This is a genomic window from Sphingomonas sp. SRS2 (assembly GCF_000971055.1).
In the GTDB taxonomy this organism is placed as follows: domain Bacteria; phylum Pseudomonadota; class Alphaproteobacteria; order Sphingomonadales; family Sphingomonadaceae; genus Rhizorhabdus.
This window is the reverse complement of record NZ_LARW01000164.1, coordinates 1-22,196: the sequence shown is the minus strand read 5'-3', so window position 1 is coordinate 22,196 and position 22,196 is coordinate 1. Positions and strand designations below refer to the sequence as shown.

At 63.7% G+C, this 22,196-nt stretch carries 20 protein-coding genes and 1 pseudogene; 10 read left to right on the top strand and 11 right to left on the bottom strand.

Annotation, left to right across the window (positions count from 1 at the left end):
• Window positions 1–7: 7 nt before the first annotated feature.
• From WP12_RS22905 to WP12_RS22890, 4 genes are all read right to left on the bottom strand, one after another.
• Entirely contained in the window at window positions 8–1,123 is a 1,116-nt protein-coding gene (locus tag WP12_RS22905) for an ATP phosphoribosyltransferase regulatory subunit (RefSeq protein ID WP_046195958.1), read from the bottom strand.
• Between the two features lie 81 nt (window positions 1,124–1,204).
• Window positions 1,205–2,782 (bottom strand): phosphoglycerate dehydrogenase, encoded by a 1,578-nt coding sequence (gene serA / locus WP12_RS22900; protein ID WP_046195957.1) that lies wholly within the window; start codon window positions 2,780–2,782, stop codon window positions 1,205–1,207.
• 123 nt (window positions 2,783–2,905) lie between these two features.
• Window positions 2,906–4,066, bottom strand: coding sequence for a phosphoserine transaminase (locus WP12_RS22895; RefSeq protein ID WP_046195956.1), 1,161 nt, complete (start codon window positions 4,064–4,066; stop codon window positions 2,906–2,908).
• Window positions 4,067–4,276: 210 nt separating this feature from the next.
• Entirely contained in the window at window positions 4,277–4,897 is a 621-nt protein-coding gene (locus WP12_RS22890; RefSeq protein ID WP_046195955.1) for a c-type cytochrome, read from the bottom strand.
• A gap of 148 nt (window positions 4,898–5,045) precedes the next feature.
• Between WP12_RS22890 and WP12_RS22885 the strand changes: the two genes are divergently transcribed.
• The gene (locus WP12_RS22885) at window positions 5,046–5,945 is read left to right on the top strand and encodes a prephenate dehydratase (protein ID WP_046195954.1); all 900 of its coding nucleotides are present in this window, start codon (window positions 5,046–5,048) and stop codon (window positions 5,943–5,945) included.
• Here WP12_RS22885 and nudC read toward each other — a convergent pair.
• Together nudC and mutY are read right to left on the bottom strand one after the other, a co-directional pair.
• A complete protein-coding gene (gene nudC, locus WP12_RS22880) occupies window positions 5,912–6,844 on the bottom strand; it encodes an NAD(+) diphosphatase (protein WP_046195953.1) in 933 nt (310 codons plus the stop codon). The two genes, WP12_RS22885 and nudC, sit on opposite strands and share 34 nt — an antisense overlap.
• Window positions 6,837–7,895, bottom strand: a complete 1,059-nt coding sequence (mutY, locus tag WP12_RS22875) for an A/G-specific adenine glycosylase (protein ID WP_046195952.1) — start codon at window positions 7,893–7,895, stop codon at window positions 6,837–6,839. Before mutY ends, nudC begins: the two co-directional genes overlap by 8 nt.
• Window positions 7,896–7,909: 14 nt before the next feature.
• On the opposite strand from mutY, the gene WP12_RS22870 reads away from it, so the two are divergent.
• From WP12_RS22870 to WP12_RS22845, 6 genes are all read left to right on the top strand, one after another.
• Window positions 7,910–8,494, top strand: coding sequence for a DUF721 domain-containing protein (locus tag WP12_RS22870; RefSeq protein WP_046195951.1), 585 nt, complete (start codon window positions 7,910–7,912; stop codon window positions 8,492–8,494).
• The gene (locus WP12_RS22865) at window positions 8,491–9,207 is read left to right on the top strand and encodes a thioredoxin domain-containing protein (RefSeq protein ID WP_052730588.1); all 717 of its coding nucleotides are present in this window, start codon (window positions 8,491–8,493) and stop codon (window positions 9,205–9,207) included. The genes WP12_RS22870 and WP12_RS22865 overlap by 4 nt, the downstream gene beginning before the upstream one ends.
• A 217-nt stretch (window positions 9,208–9,424) precedes the next feature.
• A complete protein-coding gene (locus tag WP12_RS22860; protein ID WP_046195984.1) occupies window positions 9,425–10,171 on the top strand; it encodes a thioredoxin domain-containing protein in 747 nt (248 codons plus the stop codon).
• 44 nt (window positions 10,172–10,215) lie between these two features.
• The gene (gene smc / locus WP12_RS22855) at window positions 10,216–13,638 is read left to right on the top strand and encodes a chromosome segregation protein SMC (protein ID WP_046195950.1); all 3,423 of its coding nucleotides are present in this window, start codon (window positions 10,216–10,218) and stop codon (window positions 13,636–13,638) included.
• Window positions 13,639–13,665: 27 nt separating this feature from the next.
• Window positions 13,666–14,319, top strand: a complete 654-nt coding sequence (locus WP12_RS22850) for a glutathione S-transferase family protein (RefSeq protein ID WP_046195949.1) — start codon at window positions 13,666–13,668, stop codon at window positions 14,317–14,319.
• 70 nt (window positions 14,320–14,389) lie between these two features.
• Complete coding sequence (locus WP12_RS22845) at window positions 14,390–15,079, top strand: GDSL-type esterase/lipase family protein (protein ID WP_046195948.1); 690 nt, start codon at window positions 14,390–14,392, stop codon at window positions 15,077–15,079.
• A gap of 66 nt (window positions 15,080–15,145) precedes the next feature.
• Here WP12_RS22845 and arsC read toward each other — a convergent pair whose 3' ends face one another.
• The 4 genes from arsC to aroQ all read right to left on the bottom strand — a co-directional run bounded on the left by arsC (window position 15,146) and on the right by aroQ (window position 17,797).
• The gene (gene arsC, locus WP12_RS22840) at window positions 15,146–15,484 is read right to left on the bottom strand and encodes an arsenate reductase (glutaredoxin) (RefSeq protein ID WP_046195983.1); all 339 of its coding nucleotides are present in this window, start codon (window positions 15,482–15,484) and stop codon (window positions 15,146–15,148) included.
• Window positions 15,481–16,833 (bottom strand): acetyl-CoA carboxylase biotin carboxylase subunit, encoded by a 1,353-nt coding sequence (gene accC, locus WP12_RS22835; protein WP_046195947.1) that lies wholly within the window; start codon window positions 16,831–16,833, stop codon window positions 15,481–15,483. Before accC ends, arsC begins: the two co-directional genes overlap by 4 nt.
• Window positions 16,834–16,839: 6 nt before the next feature.
• Window positions 16,840–17,289, bottom strand: coding sequence for an acetyl-CoA carboxylase biotin carboxyl carrier protein (accB, locus tag WP12_RS22830; protein ID WP_084691312.1), 450 nt, complete (start codon window positions 17,287–17,289; stop codon window positions 16,840–16,842).
• A 67-nt stretch (window positions 17,290–17,356) separates the two neighbouring features.
• Window positions 17,357–17,797, bottom strand: coding sequence for a type II 3-dehydroquinate dehydratase (gene aroQ / locus WP12_RS22825; protein WP_046195945.1), 441 nt, complete (start codon window positions 17,795–17,797; stop codon window positions 17,357–17,359).
• A gap of 95 nt (window positions 17,798–17,892) precedes the next feature.
• Between aroQ and thiS the strand changes: the two genes are divergently transcribed.
• Window positions 17,893–18,903, top strand: a complete 1,011-nt coding sequence (gene thiS, locus WP12_RS22820; protein ID WP_443027899.1) for a sulfur carrier protein ThiS — start codon at window positions 17,893–17,895, stop codon at window positions 18,901–18,903.
• Window positions 18,904–19,173: 270 nt separating this feature from the next.
• On the opposite strand, the pseudogene WP12_RS26530 reads toward thiS, so the two are convergent.
• A pseudogene (locus WP12_RS26530) lies at window positions 19,174–19,290 on the bottom strand (HGGxSTG domain-containing protein); the annotation flags it as partial.
• 481 nt (window positions 19,291–19,771) lie between these two features.
• Between WP12_RS26530 and WP12_RS24525 the strand changes: the two are divergent.
• Window positions 19,772–20,584 (top strand): DUF5131 family protein, encoded by an 813-nt coding sequence (locus WP12_RS24525; protein WP_084691309.1) that lies wholly within the window; start codon window positions 19,772–19,774, stop codon window positions 20,582–20,584.
• The gene (locus WP12_RS24520) at window positions 20,565–21,794 is read left to right on the top strand and encodes a three-Cys-motif partner protein TcmP (protein ID WP_160299275.1); all 1,230 of its coding nucleotides are present in this window, start codon (window positions 20,565–20,567) and stop codon (window positions 21,792–21,794) included. Before WP12_RS24525 ends, WP12_RS24520 begins: the two co-directional genes overlap by 20 nt.
• The last annotated feature ends 402 nt before the right edge of the window (window positions 21,795–22,196 follow it).

The window sequence follows — 22,196 nt, the reverse complement described above, 5'->3', positions numbered from 1 at the left end:
CGTTCGTTCAGAGCGCGGCGGGTTGGCCGTCGCGCAGGATGTGGGTGCAGCCCAGCGCCGCCGCATCGTCCTCGGCGGACAGCGCGGCGATGGTGATCCAGTCGTCGGCGCGCAGCGTCGCGGCCAGCGCCGGATTAGTGCCGAGTGGCAGGAAGACGCGGGCATGTTCGACGACGCCGAGGCCAACATCGACCAGCGGATCGATGAACAGCGAGAAGCCGATCGCCTTTTCCTCGCGCCCGTCGGGATGAAGGATGGTGTAGCTTCCACCGCGGCCGATCTCGCCGGTCAGGCCCTGGCCGAATAGCGAGAAGCCAATCCAGTGCTGATATTCGAAGCCATGGCGTTCGGTCGGGTCGAGTGTCAGCGTAACCTTGTAGCCGATCGCGGCGATGATCGCCTCGATCGCTTCGATCCGCTTATCGAGCGCCTTTGGCCCGGCAATGGCGCGTAGCCTGGCGAGCGCCGGGGCGACCGGGCCGGCGGCCTCGATGAAAGGCAGGTAGGCGCTGGCGCCGAGGCTGGCGAGGCCGCCGGCATCCTTGGCGTCGAGCATGTCGCGCACCGCATCGATCTTGTCGGCGGGCAGCGGCATCGCGCTCGCCGCCAGCGTCTCAACAAGGTCGGGCAGGGTAAGGTCGACGGTAATTCCGGTGACGCCCGCAACCTCCAATGCTTCGACCGCGACCCGCAAAATTTCGATGACGGCGGCGAGGCTGTCGGTGCCGATCAGTTCGGCGCCTGCCTGGGTCAGCTCGCGTTCGGGGCGGAGCTGGGTCGCGCGCAGCTTGAGCACGGGGCCGCCATAAGCGAGGCGCAGGGGGCGCGGGCGGTGGCCCATGCGGGTGACGGCTATACGGCCAACCTGTGCGGTAATGTCGGGACGCAGCGCCAGCGTGCGCTGCGAGACAGGATCTACAAAGCGAAGCAGGTCGCGCGAACCCGCCGACTTGAGCTGTGCAACCAGCCCTTCTTCGAACTCGGCGAGCGGGGGCGAGACGCGCGCATAGCCATGCCGCCCGATCGCTACGATCACGCGGTGAAGCAGCCGCGACCCGGCCTCCGCCTGTGGCGGCAGGCGGTCACGCAATCCTTCGGGCAAAAGGCCAGGGGCTATGCTCATGCGCAGAGGCTCATAGCGGCGCGGGAGCGCGGTTCAACATAAACGTCACCCCGGCATCAGCCGGGGCGAAGTTTATCTGGTTCAGAAGCTCAGGGCCTTGGCGGTTTTCACGCCTGGCAGCTTGGCTATCTTCGCCTTCAGCGCGTCGTCGACCTTGGTATCGACCGAGAGCAGCAGCACCGCCTCGCCGCCCGCGGAGCGGCGGCCGAGGTGGAAGGTGCCGATGTTGACGTCGGCCTCGCCCAGCGTCGATCCCAGACGGCCGATGAAGCCGGGCGCGTCGACATTGACGATGTAGACCATGTCGCCGGTCAGGTCGGCCTCGACCTTGACGCCATAGATTTCAACGAGACGCGGTTCGGCATTGGCGAACAGGGTGCCGGCGACCGACTTCTGTCCTTCGGCGGTCGTGACCGTGACCCGGATCAGCGTCGAATAATCGCCCTCGCGGTCATGGCGCACTTCGCGCACATCCAGCCCGCGCTCCTTGGCCAGGAACGGCGCGTTGACCATGTTCACCGTGTCCGAATAGACGCGCATCAGACCCGCGAGCACCGCGCCGGTGATCGGCTTTTGGTTGAGCTCGGCGGCGGCGCCCTCGACCTCGATCGCCACGGCTTTGATCGCGTCGCCTTCAAGCTGTCCGACCAGCCCGCCAAGATGTTCGGCCAACGCCATATAGGGGCGCAGCTTGGGCGCTTCCTCTGCCGAGAGCGACGGCATGTTGAGCGCATTGGTGACGCCGCCCGACATCAGGAAGTCGGCCATCTGCTCGGCCACCTGAATCGCGACATTGACCTGCGCTTCGTTGGTCGATGCGCCGAGGTGTGGGGTTGAGATGAAGCCCGGTGTGCCGAACAAGGGCGATTCGGTCGCCGGCTCGGTGACGAACACGTCGAGCGCGGCGCCCGCGACATGGCCGCTGTCGAGCGCGGCCTTGAGGGCCGCCTCGTCGATCAGGCCGCCGCGCGCACAGTTGACGATGCGGACGCCCTTCTTCGTCTTGGCAAGATTTTCCTTCGAGAGGATGTTCCGGGTCGATTCGGTCAGCGGCGTATGGAGCGTGATGAAGTCGGCGCGGGCGAGGAGTTCGTCGAGGCTGACTTTTTCGACGCCCATTTCCACTGCGCGCTCGGGCGTCAGGAAGGGATCGAAGGCGACGACCTTCATGCGCAGGCCGATCGCGCGATCGGCGACGATCGACCCGATATTGCCTGCGCCGATCAGGCCCAGCGTCTTGTTGGTCACTTCGACGCCCATGAAGCGGTTCTTCTCCCACTTGCCGGCCTGGGTCGACTTGTCGGCCTCGGGCAGGTCGCGGGCGAGAGCGAACATCAGCGCTATTGCGTGCTCGGCCGTGGTGATTGAATTGCCGAACGGCGTATTCATCACCACCACGCCCTTTGCGGAGGCGGCGGGGATATCGACATTATCAACGCCGATACCGGCGCGACCGACGACCTTCAGTTTGGTCGCGGCGGCGAGAACCTCCTTCGTGACCTTGGTCGAGGAGCGGATGGCGAGGCCGTCATATTGGCCGATCATCGCGATCAGCTCGTCTTTTGTCTTGCCGGTGATCTCGTCGACCTCAACCCCGCGGTTGCGGAAAATCTGGGCGGCGAGCGGATCCATTTTGTCGGAAATCAGTACCTTAGGCATGATTCTTAATCCTGTTCTTTAGGTAATCATCCCGCAAAATTGGTATCCCGCTTCCCTGTTGTCGTAAGAAGGGAGCGAGATTCCGGCTTTTGCTGAAATGAAGAGAAAGGGTGAGGTTGGCCGTCAGGCCGGAATGCGGGCCTGCGACCAGGCCCAGTCGAGCCAGGGGCCGAGCGCTTCGATGTCGGCAGTGTCGACGGTGCCGCCGCACCAGACCCGCAGGCCCGGAGGGGCATCGCGATACCCGGCGACGTCATACGCGGCGTCCTCCAGCTCCAGCGCCCCGGCGATCTTCTTGACGAGGGCCAGTTGCGCATCCTCGTCGAGTCCCTCGACCGCGTGCGGCGCGAACTTCAGGCACACCGAAGTGTTCGATCGCGACGCCGGATCGGCGGCGAGATGGTCGATCCAGTCGGTCTTCTGCACCCAGGCGTCGAGCGCGGCGGCGTTGGCGTCGGCGCGCGCGATCAGTTCGGTCAAACCCCCGATCTGCTTCGCCCATTCGAGGCTGTGAATATAATCTTCGATCGCCAGCATCGACGGGGTGTTGATCGTCTCACCCTTGAAGATGCCTTCGATCAGCTTGCCGCCCTTGGTCATCCGGAAAATCTTCGGCAGCGGCCAGGCCGGGGTGTAGCTTTCCAGCCGCTCGACCGCGCGGGGGCCGAGGACGAGGATGCCGTGCGCGCCTTCGCCGCCCAGCACCTTCTGCCAGGAGAAGGTGACGACATCGAGCTTGTCCCATGGCATGTCCATGGCAAAGCAGGCCGAGGTCGCGTCGGCGATCGTGAGCCCTTCGCGGTCGTCGCGGATCCAGGCACCATTGGGGACGCGGACGCCCGAGGTGGTACCGTTCCAGGTGAAGACGATGTCGGTCGACTGGTCGAGCGCGCCGAGGTCGGGGAGGGTGCCATAGGGCGCCTTCACCACATCGGCTTCGATCTTCAGCTGCTTGACGACATCGGTGACCCAACCCTCACCGAAGCTTTCCCAGGCAACCATCGTCGCTTTGCGGGCGCCGAGCAGGCTCCACAGCGCCATTTCGACCGCGCCGGTATCCGATCCGGGAACGATGCCGATGCGGTGGGTACCGGGAATGCCGAGGATCTCGCGGGTCAGGTCGACCGCATGATTGATACGCGCCTTACCGAGCTTCGAACGATGCGAGCGTCCGAGCGAACCGGTGGCGAGCTTTTCGGGGGCCCAGCCCGGCGGCTTAGCGCAGGGGCCGGAAGAGAAATGGGGTCGTACCGGCTTGGATGCCGGGCGTTCAAAATCAGTCATTTAAGACTCTCCTCACAGAGAGCACGCGCTGCGTTGGGACAGCGTGGCCCGCCGCCGTCTCTAGAGATGGATTGCGGCAAGTCAATGACCCAGATGGAGCTTGTCCCGATTATCGTCATTCCGCCGAAAAACGGAATGGCGAGCCCCGAAGACAAGGAAAAAGCCCCGGAGCGACGCTCCGGGGCTTTTTCGGTTCGGCTTTGCGGCGGATCAGTTCGCGGGTGCCGCCTCATTACCTTCGGCCGGGGCCGCGGCGTTGTCGGCAGCACCTGCTTCGGCGGCCGGTGCTGCTTCGGCGGGAACCGCCGGCATCGGCTTGGGCGCATCGCTCTGCTGGTTGAGATAAGCGATGATGTTGGCGCGATCTTCAGGCTTGGAAAGGCCAGCGAAGGTCATCTTGGTGCCCGGCGCGAACGCCTTGGGGCTCTTGAGCCAGTCCGACATGCTCTGCCAGTCCCAGCTGCCGCCCTTCGACTTCAGCGCATCGGAGAAGGGGAAGCCGCCATGACCCGCGCCAATCGCTTCGCCCATCACGCCCCACAGATTCGGACCGAGCGCGTTCGGGCCGCCTTTGGTGGTGTTGTGGCAGGCGGCGCACTTCTTGAACACGTCCGCGCCCTTGGCGGGGTCCGCGCTCGCCAGATAGAAGGCGATCGGCTTTTCGGCAACAGCGCCGCCAGCATCGCCTTCTTCCTCGACGCCCTCCACGACATAGCCCATCTTTTCCGGGCGTTCAGAATGGAAATAGCCGTCGCTGAGGATCGAGAGGCCTAGTGCGGCAATGCCGCCCGCCAGCGCCCAGCCGGCAATCGTGTTAGCGCGATCGTCCATGTGCCCCTCAAAGCTCCTTGATTGCGCGGGTATGCCACCCCACGCCGAAAATTGCGCCCCCTTTAGAATCGGTTCGGGGCCTCCGCAAGCGTTCCAACGCCGGAATATGTTGCGGTGCGGGTACGGCCCGCCTAATCGGCTGCGCGATATGCAGAACTATCCAGCCCCCGCCCAGGCGCTCGTCGCCGAAATGTCCGTCGCCTGCGCCGCCGATCCGGGCCGCGCCGTGGCGTTTCAGGGCGCTCCCGGCGCCAATTCCCATCTCGCCGCGATCGAGGCCTTCCCCAATGGTCTGCCGCTGCCGTGCTTCAGTTTCGAAGACGCACTCGACGCGGTGCGTGACTTTCGTGCCGACTGCGCGGTGATCCCGATCGAGAATTCCCTGCATGGACGGGTGGCCGACATGCATTTTCTGCTCCCCGAGTCGGGGCTGGTCATCACCGGCGAGCATTTCATGCATATTCGCCACACGATGATGGCGCTGCCGGACCATGGGCAGATCACCGAGGTGATGAGCCATCCGCAGGCGCTAGGCCAGTGCCGCCACTGGCTGCGCGCCAACGGCATCACGCCGATCTCCTATCCCGATACGGCGGGTGCGGCGGCGGCGGTGGCCGAAGCCGGCGACCTGCACGTCGCGGCGCTGGCGCCGTCGATCGCGGCTGGCATCTACGGGCTGAAGATCGTCAGGGACGACCTCCAGGATGCGGCGGACAACACCACACGCTTCGTTGTCCTCGCCCGCGAGGGCCGCGATGTGCCGCTGGACAGCGCACCTGTGATGACGACCTTCATTTTCGAGGTGAAGAACATTCCAGCCGCGCTCTACAAGGCAATGGGCGGCTTCGCGACCAATGGGGTCAACATGACCAAGCTCGAAAGCTACCAGCGTGGCGCGACCTTCGCGGCGACCGAATTCTATGCGGACATAGAGGGCCATCCCGACGAACCCCATGTCCGCCGCGCGCTGGAGGAACTGGCCTTCCACACCAAATGGGTCCGGGTGCTCGGCACCTATCCCCAGGGCCGCGAACGCATCGTCGGCTGATCGCTCCCGGCTTCGCCGAGCCAGGCCGTCAGCAGCGTATGAGCGATGGCATAGGGCGGCGGCGCCAGGAAAGGGGCGTCGGACGACCCGGCAAGAGCGGCGCGGACATCGTCGCGGCTCGCCCATTGGGCATGTTCCAGCTCGTTGGCGTCGAGGTTGATCAAGTTGCTTTCCGCCCGGGCGATGCAGGCGATCATTAGCTGCGACGGGAAGGGCCAGGGCTGGCTGGCGACATAGCGGACGTCGCGGACGACGATGCCGGCTTCCTCGTGCAATTCACGCGCGACAGCCTCTTCGATCGATTCGCCGACCTCGACGAAACCCGCCAGCGCGGAATAGCGGCCCTGCGGCCAGCGATGCTGGCGGCCGACGAGCACGCGATCCTCGAATTCGGCCAGCATGATCACCACAGGATCGGTGCGCGGGAAATGTTCGATTCCGCAGCCGCCCTGGTCGCGGTCGCAGAGTCGCGCCCAGCCCGAACGGAAGACGCGGCTTTCCCGGCCGCAGCGCGCGCAGAAGCCATGGCGACTATGCCAGTCGACGAGACAGCGCGCCGCCGCATAGGTCGCAGCTTCTTCGGGCTCGAGCATCGTCAGCGCGGTGTTCATCGCCGTGGTTCGCTGGGCAGGGTCCTCGTCGACCCGCGCCAGCGACACGAAGCGTGGCTTACCATCGATCAGGCCGAGCAACGCGAGTTCCGCCTGCGGGTCTGCCTCCGCCAGGGAGCCCCAGCTCAGGCGCCCATCATCGGTCACTTGGGGTGTCAGCCCGTCGAGCCGGAGCAGCCGGGCCGAAAGGCTCGCAACCTGCTGGTCGAAATAGCCGCGATTGCCGCGTTCGATGTCGATCCGAACGAGCGGCGAACCGGTGAAACCGGGGGCGGGGAAGTCAGCCATCATCTCTCCCTATCGAGTCCCGGCTGGCGATAGCGCGGGTGGCGGCGCGTGCGAAGAGGGTGGGGAGGCCAGCTTCCTCGATCCGGTCGATCGGCCACCATTCGCCGTCATCGCCCGGCACATGCCCCAGCGCCGCTGTCATCACGCGCAGGTCGAGCGCGAAGTGGGTGAAGACGTGCGCGACGTTGCCCACGTCGCGCCAGTCCGCGGGGGCCGGCGCATCGATCAGGCCTGGGTCGGTGTCGCTCCATGGTCCGCTCGGCAGGGCGCGCATCCCGCCAAGCAGGCCTTTGGTGGGACGGCGAATCAACCAGACCCTGCCGTCATGCTCGATCCAATAGGCAGTGCCGCGCCGCTGCGGCTTGGCGCGCTTGAGGGCCTTGACCGGCCAGGCCTCGGGGTTTCCGGACGTTCGCGCGGCGCACCCATCGCTCAGCGGGCAGATCAGGCATTGCGGCGATCGGACGCTGCAGATGCCGGAGCCGAGATCCATCATCGCCTGGGCGAAATCGCCGGCACGATCGCTCGGCGTGATGCTGTCGACCAGCCCGCGCAGGCCGGGCCGGGCTTGGGGCAAAGGCCCGGCGAAGGCGAACAGCCGGCTGACGACCCGTTCGACATTGGCGTCGACGACCACCGCGCGGCGGCCAAAGGCAATCGCGGCAACCGCCGCGGCGCTGTAATCGCCGATCCCCGGCAGGGTGCGGAGCGCCGCTTCGTTATCGGGAAACCGCCCGCCATGGTCGCCGACGACCGCCCGGGCACAGGCGATCAGGTTGCGGGCACGGGCATAATAGCCGAGCCCCGCCCAGGCCGCCATCACATCGGCGGCGTCGGCCGCCGCAAGGTCGGCGACGGTTGGCCAGCGGCTCGTGAAACGCTCGAAATAAGGCTTTACCGCCGCGACGGTTGTCTGCTGAAGCATGACTTCCGACAGCCAGACGCGATAAGGATCGGCGGGCGGAGCGCCCGCTTCGGTGCGCCAGGGCAGGCGGCGACGATGCTTGTCGTACCAGGCGAGCAAATTTTCAGCTACGGCATCGACGCGCATGGTGCGCCTATGGCATGAAGGCCAGGATGAGCGAAGCGGGCAAGACAAAGAAATCGGCATCGGTGAAGCCTGCGAAGGCTGCTCCCGAACCGCGCCCGCGCGGCGGGAGCGCGCGTTCGGTCGCCGATATGCTGCCCGATGTCGGCCGTGCCGCCTTTCGCCGCTTCGGTTTCGTGCAGAGTTCGGTTGTCAGCCGCTGGTCCGAAATCGTCGGCGAACGCTATGCGAAGCTGTCGGTGCCCGAATCGATCCGCTTTCCGCAGGGCCGCCGCGCCGATGGCGTGCTGACCCTGCTCGTCGAAGGCGCGCATGGCACGATGCTCCAGCATGTTGCGCCAACCATCATCGAACGGGTCAACCGCTTCTTCGGCTATTCGGCGGTCGCGCGCATATTGATTCGCCAGGGCATCTGCGCCGCACAGGCTCCCGTTGCGCCCCGCGCCGCGCCGCCGTCGCTCAAGGCGGCGCCAATCGACCTGGGTGAGAGCCTGCGCACCGTCGGCGATCCCGAACTCCGCGCCTGCCTCGCCTCGCTCGCGGGGGCGCTCGCCGCCACCAGCGGCGCACCCATCATCGCTTCCGGAGAGAGTGACCGGTGAAACCGTCGATCGCACGGGCGCTGCTTTTGATCGCCCTCGCCACGCCGCTGGCGGCGGCCACCGCCGCTCCCGGCAAAGCTCCCGCGAAGTCCGTTCCCGCGAAGGCCAACTGGCTGGCCACCGCCAATCGCACGGCGGAGGGCGCCATCGTGATCGGCAATCCGGCTGCCAAGGTGAAGCTGGTCGAATATCTGTCGCTGACATGCTCGCACTGCGCCGATCTGTCGGCCTCGGCGCTCGCGCCGCTCAAGCGCGATTATATCGCCACGGGCGTGGCCAGCCTCGAAGTGCGCCATGCGGTTCGCGACGGCTATGATTTCGCGGCGTCGCTGCTGCTGCGATGCGAGCCGCCGGCGCAGTATCTCGGTTCGATCGAGGCGCTGTTCGCGGGCCAGGCCGACTGGATGGCCAAGGGCTCGAGCGTCAAGAACATCGCCGGATTCGACGCGATGTCGCCTGACCAGAAGATCGCGGCGGCGGCAAAGGCGGCGGGCTTCGATGCTTTTTTCTCGAAGCGCGGCATGCCCGCCAAGGCCTATGCCGCGTGCCTGGCGGACGCCAAGGCAAAGGAACAGCTGACGCAGATGGCCGGCAATAGCTGGCAACGCGATCAAATCCCTGGAACGCCGCTGATCGTCATCAACGGCAAGCGGCAGGAGGGAGTCCACGATTGGGCAGATCTCGAGCCGCTGATCAAGGCGGCGCTTCGCTAACCTCGACGGGCGGCGGGATCGATCACGCTCCCGCCATCTGACCGTATCGCGCAGCAGGAGAGGACTTCATGATGGCGGCGTTATCGTGAAAAAGGATGGCAAGCCGCTATCCTGATCCGGGCGGCCGCGGAATGGCGGCCAGCCCCCTTGCGCCTGTCGCCGCCACGGTTATCACTGTCTCCGACAGCCATACATGCTGCTTGGAGATATCTTGGTGATGAAGAAGACGCTTGCCGTCGCGGCGATCGGTGCAGCCCTGCTACTTTCGGGCTGCGGTAAGAAGGACGCGGACAGCACCAATGTCGGAGGCAATACGGCCACCGCGCTGCCCGGGGCTCCCTATAGCGGACAGGACTGGAGCCTGACCGTCACCAAAACGCCCGAAGGCGGCTTCCGTATGGGCAACCCCGACGCGCCGTACAAGCTAGTCGAATATGCTTCGATGACCTGCCCGCATTGCCGCGATTTCACCAAGGCGGGCGCGCCGGTGCTCAAGGAGCAATATGTAAAGACCGGCAAGGTCAGCTGGGAATACCGCACGTTCGTGCTCAATCCGCTCGACGTCGCGGCGTCGCTGGTCGCCCGCTGTCAGGGGCCGGAAACCTTCTTCCCCTTCGTCGAGCAGCTGTTCGCCACGCAGGGCGACTGGGTCGGCAAGTTCAATTCGGTCGACGAGAAGACGCTTCAGTCGCTGGGGGCCCTGCCGCAGCACGAGCAGTTCATTCAGCTGGTGACGCTGTCGGGGCTGGAGGATTTCTTCAAGGCGCATGGCGTTCCGGGAGAGCGGATCAAGGCCTGTTTGTCGGATAAGGGGGCGCTCGATCAGCTGCTCAAGATCCGCGACCATGGCGCCAATACCGACAAGATCGACGGCACTCCCAACTTCCTGATCAACGGGGAGAAGCAGGAAGGCGTCTATGATTGGCCGGGCCTGGAAACCAAGCTACGCGAAAAGGTCCGCTGATATGACGTGCGGAGGCGCATCGGCGGGAGCTTACTGAGCCGGCCATGCGCTTCCGCAAGCTTCGCCTCTCGGGATTCAAGAGCTTCGTCGAGCCGACCGAGCTGCTGATCGAGCGCGGGCTGACCGGCATTGTCGGTCCCAATGGCTGCGGCAAGTCCAACCTGCTCGAAGCGATCCGCTGGGTGATGGGCGAGTCCAGCGCCAAGTCGATGCGCGGCGGCGGCATGGAAGACGTGATCTTCGCCGGTACGGTGACGCGTCCGGCGCGCGACTTCGCCGAAGTAACCCTCTTCACGGAGCGGCCCGAGGCCGAGGATGACGACGACCGGGAGGTCGAAGTCACCCGCCGGATCGAGCGCGGTGCGGGCTCTGCTTATCGTATGAACGGCCGCGACGTGCGGCAGAAGGATGTTGGCCTGCTGTTCGCCGATGCGGCGACCGGCGCGCACTCACCTGCACTCGTCAGCCAGGGGCGGATCGCCGCTGTGATCGCCGCGAAACCGGTCGAGCGCCGGCAGATGCTTGAGGAGGCGGCCGGGATCGCCGGCCTCCACGTCCGCCGCAAGGATGCCGAGCAGAAGCTTCGCGCGACCGAGACCAATCTCGCCCGGCTCGACGACCTGATCGCCGATATGGAAGCGCGCACCGGATCGCTGCGGCGGCAGGCGCGGGCCGCCGAACGCTACAAGGCCCTGACCGATCAGATCCGCGTCGCGGAGGCGCGGCTCATTTTCTCGCGCTGGCGCGATGCCGCGGAGGCCGCCGACGTTGCGAAAAAGGAAGCGGCGCAGGCCGAGGCGCTGGTCGCCATCGCCGCCGATGCGCAGAAGGCAGCGACCGCGCGCCAGGCCGATGCGGCGCGGAAGGTGGGTGATGCGCGCGTCGCCGCGCAGACCTCGCGTGAGCGATCGACCGGCCTTGCGCATCGGCTCACGACGCTGACCGGTGAGTTGGAGACCGTTCGCCGCCGGATCGCCGATATAGCCCAGTCGCGCGACACGCTGAGCCGCGACAGGGCGCGCGAAGACCGGCTGGCGATCGACGCATCGGCGGCGCTCAACGCGCTCGCCGAAGAAGAGAAGGAGCTGAGCCGCCGGATCGAAGAAGCCACGGTCCGCCAGTCGGCGATCGATTCGCAGGTCCGCGATGCCGAGACCGAGGCGCGCGAGGCCGAACTGGCGGTCGCCAAGGCGCAAGCCGCCTGGTCCGCCGAACAGGCCGACATGCGGGTCGCGCAGGCGAATGTCAGCGCGGCGCGGCAGCGGCTCGACCGCGCGCAGGCCGAGGCGCAGCGGATAGCGCGCGAATTGGAAGGGCTTGGCGATGAGGCTCCGCTGATTGCTCGCCGGTACGGTGCGATCGCCGCGAGGGAACTCGCCGAACGCAGCATTTCAGAGGCGATGGAGACGATCGGTCGGGCCGAGGAAGCACGCGCCGCTGCCGCTGTCCGTCGCGATGAGGCTGAAACCGCAAGTGGCGCGGCGCGGGCGGCGCTTGCCGCACTCGAATCCGAGGCGCGCTCGCTGGAAAAAGCAGCAGGCGGGGCGGGAGAAGGCAATCGCGCCATCGACCGGATTAAGGCCGCGCCCGGCTATGAGCGCGCGCTGGCGGCGGCGCTGGGCGATGATCTCGATGCGGCGGTGGGGGGCGACGGGCCACTGCGCTGGACGGGCGCGGCGGCAGGCGACGACCCGAGGCTGCCCGGTGGAACTGAGCGGCTCGCTGACCATGTCACCGCGCCCGCCGAACTGACGCGTCGGCTTGCGCAGGTTGCGGTTGCCGATGGCGATGATGGGTCGATCGTGCTCGACGTCGGCCAACGCTTGGTGACGCGCGATGGACGGATGCGGCGCTGGGATGGCTTTGTCGCGGACGACGTCGGTGCGGCGGCGGCTGAGCGGCTGGTGCGCGCGAACAGGCTCGCCGAACTTGACGCCGTCCTGCCGGGCGCACGCGCCGAACTCGAGTCCGCGCAGGTAGCGCTGGGTGAGGCCAACGGCGCGGTGCAGGCGGCAAAGAACGCGATCGACGCGGCGCGCGCCGAACTCGGCCGCGCCGAAATCGCCCAGCGCGGAGCGATCCGTGACGAAGACCAGGCGACCACCGCCATCGAGCGGCTGGCCGGGCAGCGCGGCGCGATGGCCGAAAGGGCCCAGCGCGGCAAGGCCGAGGCGGACGAAGCGGGCGAACTGGTCCAGACCCAGATGGCGGTTATGATGGCGCTGCCCGATGGCGAGGCGACCCGCAGCGAGATGGAACGGCTACGCGCGGCGAGCGAGATGGTTCGTGCCCGGCTGTTCGAGGCGCGCGGGCAGGCGATGACGCTGGCGCAGGCCGCTTCGGCGGATGCGCAGCGGCAGCAGGCGGCGCGCGGCGAGGCGAAAAGCTGGCGAGCGCGCGCCGGCGACGCCGCCAACCGTATCACCGAGATGGATGCCCGCGCCGCCGCGATCGAGACCGAGACGAGGGCGCTCGAAGGGCGGCCCGAGGAATTGCAGGCGCTGATCGAAACGGTCGGCGCGGATGCCCGTGCCGCCGATCAGGCCGCCGAAGCCGCGCGCGAGGCGGAGCGGATCGCCGAGAATGAACTTCGCCAGATCGAGAGTGATGTGGCGCAGGGCGGCGAAGCGCTGGCCGCTGCGCGCGAGGCGCGGGCGCGCGCGCAGGCCCGGCTGGAGAATCAGGAACTTCGCCGGGTCGAGATGGGGCGCATCTCCGGGGAACGCTTCGAATGTCCCGCGCCGGTGCTGCCCGGGAAGATCGGCTTCGACAGCTCTGATGTCGGAGATGGCGGAAGCGAGTCGGCGCGGCTCGACCGGCTGACCGCCGACCGCGAGCGGCTGGGCCCGGTCAATCTCGTCGCCGAAACCGAACTCGCCGAGATCGAGGCGCAGCATGGTGCGAGCGTCACGGAGCGCGACGAGCTTTATCAGGCGATCAACCGGCTGCGTGGCTCGATCGGCAACCTCAACCGTGAGGGGCGGGCGCGGTTGTTGGCGGCGTTCCAGGCGGTGGACGGGCATTTCCGCCGCCTGTTCACCACGTTGTTCGCCGGTGGCGAGGCGCATCTGGCGCTGATCGACAGTGACGATCCGCTCGAAGCCGGTCTGGAGATCATGGCGCAGCCGCCGGGTAAGAACCTGTCGTCGCTCACCCTGTTGTCGGGTGGCGAGCAGGCGCTGACCGCGGTCGCGCTGATCTTTGCGCTGTTCCTCACCAACCCCGCACCGATCTGCGTTCTCGACGAGGTCGATGCGCCGCTCGACGACGCAAATATCGAGCGTTTCTGCGACCTGCTGATCGCGATGACCAACGAGACGGATACCCGCTACCTGATCGTCACCCACAACGCCGTGACGATGAGCCGGATGCACCGCCTGTTCGGCGTGACGATGGTCGAGCGCGGGGTGAGCCGGCTGGTTTCGGTCGATCTTGGCGGGGCGGAACAGTTGCTGGCGGCGGAATAGCGGACCGGCCGCCCCTGGGAGTTTACGATGACGATTACCATCACCGCCTTCGAAAACTCTCCCGACCGTGGCCGGGGGCTGGCGCGCGACATGCGGGTTCGCTGGGCGCTTGAAGAAGTCGGCCAGCCCTATGACGTGCGGCTCGTTTCGTTCGCCGAGATGAAGGAGCCCGCATATCGCGCGCTACAGCCTTTCGGGCAAATCCCGATCTATCGGGAAGGCGATCTCGTACTGTTCGAGTCGGGTGCGATCATATTGCATATCGCTGAGCGCAATGCCGGCCTGCTGCCAGCCGACGCGAATGCCCGCGCACGCGCGATCACCTGGATGTTCGCCGCGCTCAACACGGTGGAGCCGCCGATCGTCGAGTTCGGAATGGCGATGATCCTGGAGAGCGGCAAGAGCTGGCACGAGGAGCGGTTGCCGATGCTGGAGGATTGCGTTCGCAAACGGCTCGACGAGCTGGCTCGCCGGCTTGGCGATGCCGACTGGCTCGACGGCGCGTTCAATGCGGGCGACCTGCTGATGGTGACGGTGCTGCGCAGGCTGGACGGCTCGGGGATATTGAAATCCTACCCGACCCTTTCCGCTTATGTCGCGCGGGGCGAAATGCGGCCTGCGTACCAGCGGGCCTTCGCCGATCAGCTGGCGGTTTTCACCGCTGCGACGGCTGGCGGATAGTTTCGCCTCCGCGGCTTTTTCCATCGGCCAGACGTGACTAAATTGCGGCGGCAGGCGGATTTCGGCGGATATGAAACTGATACTGACGGCAGTCATGGCGATGACGGCGGCTGCGGCGGCGCTGGCGGCGGAACCGATGGTTCCGGCGAAACCGCTGTCACGCTTCGACGCGGAGGTCGCGGCCTTTGCGGGTGCGGGGCAGGCGTCGACGCTGTTCCTCGGCAGTTCGAGCATCCGGCTGTGGGATGTCGCGGGGAGCTTTCCGGCGCTCCACGCCGCCAATCGCGGCTTCGGCGGCGCGACGACCGCTGATGTCCTCCACCATTATGACCGCGTGGTCGCGGGCGTGCAGCCGGCGTCGGTGCTGGTCTATGTCGGCGAGAACGACATCGCGGGCGGGGCGAGCGCCGAGCAGGCCGCATCCGATGTGCTTACCCTGCTCGCCCGGCTGCGGCGCGACATGCCGGCGGCGCGGATCGCCTATCTGTCGATGAAGCCGACCCCGTCGCGCTGGCACCTCTATCCGCATATGGGCGCCGCCAACGCCGCGATCAGGGCGAGCGCGGCAGCGGTGGGGTTCGACTATATCGATGTCGGGACGGCGCTGCTGGCGGCCGACGGGCGGCCCGACGTGCAGCTTTTCCGACTGGACGGCCTGCACCTGAACGAGAGCGGCTACCAGCGCTGGACCGCGATCATCGACCGCTACCTGCAACCCGCGAGCCGGATGGCGTCGGCTAAGGTGCAGGGCGCGTCCTGAGTTCTTCGTTTGTCAAAGAGCCTGTAGCGGCCCCGGCCTCCGCCGGGGCGACGATATCGGAAGCGATCAGAGTATCTCGCGCACCTTCTCCGGCGGTCGACCCAGGCGCGCGCCCTTAGCTGTCTCGACGAGCGGGCGCTCGATCAGGATCGGGTCGGCCGCCATCGCGTCGAGGATTGCGTCGTCGCTCGCGCCCTTGAGCGGTTTCGCGCCATCCTCGGCCTTACGCAGTCCCTCGGCCGGGCTGATCCCGGCCTTCTTGTAGATCGCGGCGATCGCGGCGCGGCTGGGCGGGGTCTTCAGATACTCGACCACCTCGACCTCGACCCCGGGCGTTGCCTCCAGGATCGCCAGCGCCTCGCGAGACTTGCTGCAGCGCGGGTTGTGCCAGATCGTTGCCTTCATGCGCCGGTCTGCTTCGACAGCCATTCCTCGAGCCACTTGATCGTATATTCGCCCTTCTGAAACTCGGGGTCGTCGAGCAGCGCGCGGTGCATTGGGATCGTCGTCTTGACGCCGTCGACCACGAACTCCTCGAGCGCGCGACGCAGGCGCTTCAGGCAGCCCTCACGGTCGCGGCCGTAGACGATCAGCTTGGCGATCATCGAGTCGTAATAGGGCGGGATGCGGTAGCCGGCGTAGATGCCGCTATCGACGCGGACGTGCATGCCGCCCGGCGCATGGAAGGCTTTAACCGTGCCGGGGCTCGGCATGAAGGTCTTCCAGTCCTCGGCGTTGATGCGGCATTCGATCGCGTGGCCGCGGAATTCGAGGTCTTCCTGCGCGACCGAGAGCGGCTTGCCTTCGGCGATGCGGATCTGCTCGCGGACGAGATCGAGGCCGGTGATCGCCTCGGTCACGGGATGCTCGACCTGAAGCCGGGTGTTCATCTCGATGAAGTAGAACTCGCCATTCTCGTACAGGAACTCGATCGTCCCCGCGCCGCGATAGCCCATATCGGCCATCGCGCGGGCGCAGATCGCGCCCATCTCGTTGCGCTGGGCATGGGTGATGACGGGGGAGGGGGCCTCCTCCAGCACCTTCTGGTGGCGGCGCTGGAGCGAGCAATCGCGCTCGCCGACATGGATCGCATTGCCCTTGCCGTCGCCGAACACCTGAAACTCGATATGGCGCGGATCGCCGAGATATTTTTCCATGTAGACGGTGGCGTCGCCGAAGGCCGACTTCGCCTCCGAACCGGCCTGCGCCATCAGTGTCTCGAGCTGGTCCTCGGCCGCGACGACCTTCATGCCGCGCCCGCCGCCGCCCGAGGCGGCCTTGATGATCACCGGATAGCCAATCTTCGCGGCGACCGCACGGGCCTCCTCGAACGAACTCAGCGGGCCGGGCGATCCAGGGACCAGCGGCAGGCCAAGCTTGGCGGCCGAAAGCTTCGCCTCGATCTTGTCGCCCATCGTCCGGATATGCTCGGGCTTCGGGCCGATCCAGATCAGGTTGTGCGATTCGACGATCTCCGCAAAGCGCGCGTTTTCCGAGAGGAAGCCATAGCCCGGATGGATCGCGTCGGCGCCCGAAATCTCGGCGGCGGCGATGATGCTCGGGATGTTGAGATAGCTTTCCGACGCGGGCGCCGGGCCGATGCACACCGACTGATCGGCGAGACGGACATGCATCGCGTCGGCGTCGGCGGTCGAATGGACCGCGACCGTCTGGATGCCCATCTCGTGACAGGCGCGGTGGATGCGCAGCGCGATCTCGCCGCGATTGGCAATGAGGACCTTGCTGATCGCCATTATCGTTTACTCGACGACAATGAGAGGCTGATCATATTCCACGGGCTGGCCGTTCTCGACCAGCACCGCCTTGACCGTGCCGGCGCGCGGCGCGGGGATCGCGTTCATCACCTTCATCGCCTCGACGATCAGCAGCGTCTGACCGGCGGCAACCTTGTCGCCGACCGAAGCGAACTGCTTCGCGCCGGGCTCTGCCGACAGATAGACGGTGCCAACCATCGGCGACTTGACCGTGCCGGGATGATCCGCCGCAGCCTCGGGCGCGACCGGGGCCGGGGCCCCAACAGCGGCGGGGGCGGCAGTCGGCGCGGCAGGCGCGGCGTAGACCGGCGCGGCGGCGGCAATGTTGCGCGCGACCCTGATGCGCCGCTCACCGTCCTGGATTTCGATCTCGGTCAGGTTGGTGTCGTCGAGGAGCACGGCAAGCTGGCGTACCAGTTCCGGGTCTACCTGCATTGCTTTCCCCTGCGATTGATCGGCCATTAGTTGCTCGTCGATTGTTGATCCGTGGCGCACGCCATTGTCAGAAGCGGGCGGCGGCGTCCAGCGCCAGCATATAGCTTTGCACGCCGAACCCCATGATCGAGCCCTTCGCCGCCTGTCCCACATAGCTGACATGGCGGAATGCCTCGCGCGCATGCGGGTTCGACAGATGGACCTCGATCACCGGAATCCGGACGCCCTTGATCGCGTCGTGCAGCGCGATCGAAGTGTGGGTGTAGGCGCCGGGATTGATGATCACCGCCTTTGCGCCGCTGATCGCCGCTTCCTGGATCCAGTCGACCAGATGGCCTTCATGGTTCGATTGCCGCATGTCGATCGCCACGCCGAGTTCCAGCGCGCGATCCTCCAGCTTGCCCGCGATGTCGTCGAGCGTGTCCGAGCCGTAAATCTCGGGCTCGCGGGTGCCGAGCATGTTGAGATTGGGGCCATTGAGGACGAAGATGACCGGGCGATCCGCCAAACTTCCAGCCTTTCGATTGCGAGGGGGCGACCGCCACCCCTATATGACTCCGCGACACAAAGCGAAAGCGCATTGGGCAGATGCGCATTGGAGACATGATGACCAATCCCGACGGCACGATCCAGGTCCGCATCAATGGCGAGCATCGCCGGATCATCGCCGGCATCACCATCGCCCAGCTCGCCCAGGAGCTCGGGCTGGAGCCGACCAAGGTCGCGGTGGAACGCAATCTGGAGGTCGTGCCCCGCTCGACGCTCGATCAGGTGCTGGTCGAGGATGGCGACGATCTGGAGATCGTGCATTTTGTAGGGGGTGGCGATCACGCCGCCGCTGTTGACGACGACAGCTGGACGGTCGCGGGGCGGACCTTCCGGTCGCGGCTGATCGTCGGCACCGGCAAGTACAAGGATTTCGCGCAGAACGCCGCCGCGGTCGAGGCGTCGGGCGCGGAGATCGTCACCGTCGCGGTGCGCCGGGTCAACATCGCCGATCCCAAGGCGCCGATGCTGACCGACTATATCGATCCGAAGAAGATCACCTATCTGCCCAACACCGCCGGCTGCTTCACCGGCGAGGACGCGATCCGCACGCTGCGGCTGGCGCGCGAGGCCGGCGGCTGGGACCTGGTGAAGCTCGAAGTGCTGGGAGAGGCGAAGACGCTCTATCCCGACATGGTCGAGACACTGCGCGCGACCGAGATTCTGGCCAAGGAAGGCTTCCTGCCGATGGTCTACTGCGTCGACGATCCGATCGCGGCGAAGCGGCTGGAAAATGCCGGCGCGGTGGCGATCATGCCGCTGGGCGCGCCGATCGGCTCGGGCCTCGGCATCCAGAACAAGGTGACGATCCGCCTGATCGTCGAGGGCACCAATCTTCCGGTGCTGGTCGACGCCGGCGTCGGAACCGCCTCCGAAGCGACCGTCGCGATGGAACTGGGCTGCGCGGGCGTGCTGATGAACACCGCGATCGCCGAAGCCAAGAACCCGGTGATGATGGCGACCGCGATGAAGCTGGCGGTCGAGAGCGGACGCCTCGCCTATCGCGCCGGGCGGATGGGACGGCGCATGTATGCCGATCCGTCGAGTCCCTTGGCTGGGCTCATTTAGCGCGGTTTCTGTCCCCGTTTCCGGCGACGATTCCGGGTGCATGGGGTTGATGGTGCGTTTTTCTATTATTTTTTCTGTCGGGCTCATGGCCGGCAGGTGGGCCCGCGTATCGGCGCCCGCCCGCTCAAGCGCCCTGTACAGCGCCAGCCGCGCCCGGCAGGTGGCGATCACCAGATTGCTGACCCGCAGATAACGCCGAATCTCGGCCATCCGCGCGGAGCGCAGGCCATGTTTCCACGCGTTGCGATTGCCACGCGGCGCACCGCTGCCTTTGCCGCCGTGCATGCGGCAGCGCCGTCTGCCGCTGATGGCGGGGGAGAGGCACGCGTGCCCGGCGCGGGTGCGTGCGCCGCAGCGGGGGGCGTTGGCGAGGATGTCGGGTTGCATGCCTTATCTGCTCGATTTGCCAGATTGTTGAGGCGCAATCCAAGGCGCGCTCAATCTGTGGTCGATATCAGAAATGGCAATAGATTGCAAGAACAAACAACGAACAAACTCACTCCATGCTGTTGGTGGATTGGGAGGTGAACATACAAGCTCTGAGCCAAAGGCGGATGAGGGGGGGCACCAACTTGGCATCGATCCACCAACTTTGTGGAAAAATTGACCAATCGACACCAAGCCCCGTGTCGAAAATTTCTGAGCGACCTCGGCCAATTCCGGCTGATCCGCCAAATTTTAGATGCCGATCGAAAAAAAAAGGCATGATACGGGATTAGACCGTGAAACCGAGTTGGACACGCTGGTGAAGCCAAGCGAATCTGATACGATCAAAATTTACCGCGACGGTTTGTTTCACTGCCTGATTCATTCGGGCCTAGCTACAAACGTCCATCGTATAAAATTCTTATGATCGAACTTATCCACTATGAGCACCACCGAAATTGAATGGACAGATTCAACATGGAACCCAGTTGCGGGTTGCAATATCGTGTCGGCCGGCTGCACGAATTGCTACGCCATGAATATGGCCAGGCGCTTAGCGTCTATGGAACTGTCCAAATATAAGGGGCTAACCCGAATATCCGGCGGTAAAGCGATTTGGACAGGCAAGGTACGACTAGATGATGCTTCGCTCGGGGTACCATACAAGTGGAAAAAGCCGCGGAAAATATTCGTAAACTCCATGAGCGATCTTTTTCATGAGGCGGTAAGCTTGGAATTCATAAAAGCTGTGTGGAAAGTAATGAAAGAAACTCCACGGCACCATTATCAGATATTGACGAAGCGTCCCGAGCGAATGGCTTCCATAGTTTCGTCAGAGATTGGCGAAGTTTTGCCTAATGTTTGGCTTGGAACGAGTGTCGAAGCCGCTGATGTGGTGGATCGGATCGACTCTCTTCGCCTTACTCCTGCAGCTATAAGATTCGTATCCTTCGAACCATTGATAAGCTCGGTCGGAAACGTGAACCTTTCTGGTATAGACTGGGCAATCGTCGGCGGTGAAAGCGGCCCTCGTTCCAGACCGATAAAAGAAGAATGGATAGACGAAATATTCGATCAATGCTCTATTGCTGATACAGCATTTTTCTTCAAGCAATGGGGTTCTTGGGGCAGCGATAATAGGCGTAGATCGAAGAAGGCTAATGGAAGAACCTATAAAGGTAAGCATTGGGACGATATGCCAATTTTCTATGCAGGCCTTAACAAGAGAATTCCCGATGTCCAAGAAAGAATATGATTGGGCGAATGGCGCTAATATTAATAGCCACTCTAAGATAAAATTAAAGGTATTAGACGAGTATTTTCGTGAATACCTTAGAATTCGATGCGTGCTTCCTCAGCAAGGAAAATTTCGTCTCGCTATTGTTGATGGATTTTGTGGAGCAGGATTGTATAACGGTGGCTCGGTGGGTTCCCCGATAATTTTTTTGCGAGTGCTTAAGGAAATCTCCAAGGAGTTGAATGTCATACGAGTCATCGAGGGATTTAAGCCGCTCGATATAGAATGTTCTTTATATTTCAACGATTTGAGTCACGAAGCAATATCGTTACTCCAGAATAACATTGCATCAATGGTCGAAGAGATCGCCGAAACCTGCCCAAGGCTGTCGCTTGAAATAAATTTCTCCGTAGGCGCATTTGAGGAGAATAAAATATCCATATGCGAGAGCATAAAATATAAAAACTTCAAGAATCTTTTATTTAATCTAGATCAGTACGGGTACACTCAGGTTTCTGAGAAGTCACTTGCATACTTAATGGGTGTAGCTAGATCGACTGAGATATTTCTCACATTTGCTATAGAGTCATTTCTTACTTATCTCACTCCTAGCCGTGTGATCGAAATCTCTGCAAATAACTCTATCCCATTTACGGGGAATGTTGCAGAAATCGACAAAAATCAGAATAAAAAACAGTGGTTAGGGTCCGTAGAAAAGATAGTATTTGAGGCTCTAAAAGGTATCTCAAGCTATGTTAGCCCCTTCTCTATACATAATCCAAATGGATGGAGGTATTGGCTAATACATTTCGCTAACTCTTATAAGGCTCGGCAGGTTTATAACGATGTTCTCCATAAGAATAAGAGCGCGCAAGCGCACTTTGGGAGATCGGGATTGAATATGCTTTATTATAACCCGAATGAGGAGCTGAACTTATATCTTTTTGATCGTGCCAGTAGGTCGCATGCTAGAAATCAGCTTGATCGGGATATTCCCAATCTTTTGGAGAAGAACGGCGGCCACTTGAGCATTCATAAATTTTATTCGAGTTCGTACAATCAGACACCTGCTCACAGCGATGATATCAATTTCTCATTAGTCAATAATCCGGATTTGCAAGTTGTGACATCATCTGGCGGGACAAGGCGTAGCACTAATACAATAAAGAGCGGAGACTTCGTAAGGCTGCGAAATCAAAGAAGTTTCTTTTCGGCGCTTACGCGATAAAAATGGGAGATCCGTTGATCATGTTGGACTGGGGAAAATTGCTGAGTTCGGCTAGGCGAAAAGACCTCTCCGACAAGGCGGATCCTGTGCCGTTGAATGCAGCAGGGACGCGAACAGAGATTGAGAGGGACTACGACCGGATATTGTTCAGTACCCCGGTGCGCAGATTGGCGGATAAAACTCAAGTCTTCCCACTGGATAAGAACGATAGTGTTAGAAATCGCCTCACCCACTCGCATGAGGTTTCCAATCTGGCGAGGAGCATTGGCGTTGCGCTAGGGTCCGGACCCATAAATGGGATTCCCACGGCGGCTCGGATGTGATTCAGGCTCTGCGACAGCAGGAGCGTGGATTTGAGCGAGTTTTGGTTGAGTGAACAGCAGTTCGAGCGGCTTCGGCCAT